2 protein-coding genes are annotated in these 1282 nt (G+C 47.2%); one reads left to right on the top strand and one right to left on the bottom strand.

Features of this window, described 5'->3' with window-relative positions; all coding sequences use genetic code 11:
* Nucleotides 1-306 precede the first annotated feature (306 nt).
* Nucleotides 307-1122: an SPFH domain-containing protein gene (locus tag QZ506_RS16555; protein ID WP_291972570.1), complete on the bottom strand. Its 816-nt coding sequence runs from the start codon at nucleotides 1120-1122 to the stop codon at nucleotides 307-309.
* Between the two features lie 61 nt (nucleotides 1123-1183).
* Between QZ506_RS16555 and QZ506_RS16560 the strand changes: the two genes are divergently transcribed.
* Nucleotides 1184-1282, top strand: a 99-nt coding sequence (locus QZ506_RS16560) for an IS1 family transposase (protein ID WP_367272947.1), incomplete at its 3' end; no start/stop codon positions are given.

The raw sequence follows: 1282 nt of genomic DNA on the forward strand, positions 1-1282 counted from the left end.
CAGTGAAACGACGGATCCTCGCAACGTAAAATCATGCAGTTAGGCCTCATGAGAAAAGTGTACACCTGAGATGACAAGCATTTTCAACCAAAACTGGCATGGAAAAACAGCATGATTACCTATTATTCAACAAAGCCCATCACTTCTACACCCTCAGCATATGCATGTACCCCATTTTTTATCGGGATTTCGCTATAGGTTTCCAGGTCTCCCCAGAGAATGGTTTCAGACATAGTTTTCCTCGCATATGTTTTGCGAAGAGGGGCTCTCTTTGCAAAACACCCGGCGCGTGACCGGGTAGTAGATTTACTTAACTTGAATAAACGGTGTTCCGGCACCGCTGGTCATGTATTGGGATAATGTGCCGCTCCACTTATTGATTGCCTCGAGCTGGAGAAACTCTGGGTTTTCGTGAAGCGCCTGACCACGGATTCGGATTGACTCTGCCTCCGCTTTAGCCAGCGTCATTTTGGTGTCAGCCTGACCATCAGCCTCTGCTCGTAGCATGTTGGCTTCTGCTTCTCGCGGTTTTACCTCTTGCTCACGTTGCAGGGTTTTCTGGTTCGCGGTGACTTTGGCGTTGATACTGTCTATTACCGTTGGCGGGTATTCCGGCTTACCGACATAGGACAGACTGATAACCTGAATACCGATAGGCTCCATATCGTCCTGAATTTCTTTCAGGGCGCTGGCTAACAGGTCAGCCTTTCCACCATCGATAAATTTATCCGTGCTCATACGGCTGGCCAGACGGTTAAGCGCGTCGGCTATCTTTTGGCGAAGATCGGTATCAGTAATATCCTCAACACCCTTGCGGTATGTCTGGAAAACGGTTGTTACTTTGGTTGGGTCAACCTTGTAAGCCACACCAATGAGATAAGCAATGGTCGTGCCGTCGCTCATCTGGAAACTGAAATCGTGGTCGTAGATTTTCATTTGCTTGAAGGTTGGGAAGATATATATTTCGGTATTCCAGCCAGTCCAGTAGCGGCCCACACCAACAACCTCACCCACGCCTTTATCATCGCCCAGCTTATTAACTTTGATGCCAACATTACCCGGCTCAACGCGATCACAACCTTTTATTCCAAAGGCTGCAAAGGAGAGTAGTACTGCAAAAATAGGTTTTGTATTCAATATCTTGATTGCAGTGTGAAATGTCCGGTTTTGGATGTGGAATACAGTGGCTAAAGTTGATGTAAGATGCCCGTTTTGTGAACAGACATCTCCTGTGAAAAAACACGGTTATGGCAAAAGTGGCCATCAGCGTTACCGTCGTCAG

Source organism: Candidatus Symbiopectobacterium sp. (assembly GCF_020054415.1).
GTDB lineage: Bacteria > Pseudomonadota > Gammaproteobacteria > Enterobacterales > Enterobacteriaceae > Symbiopectobacterium.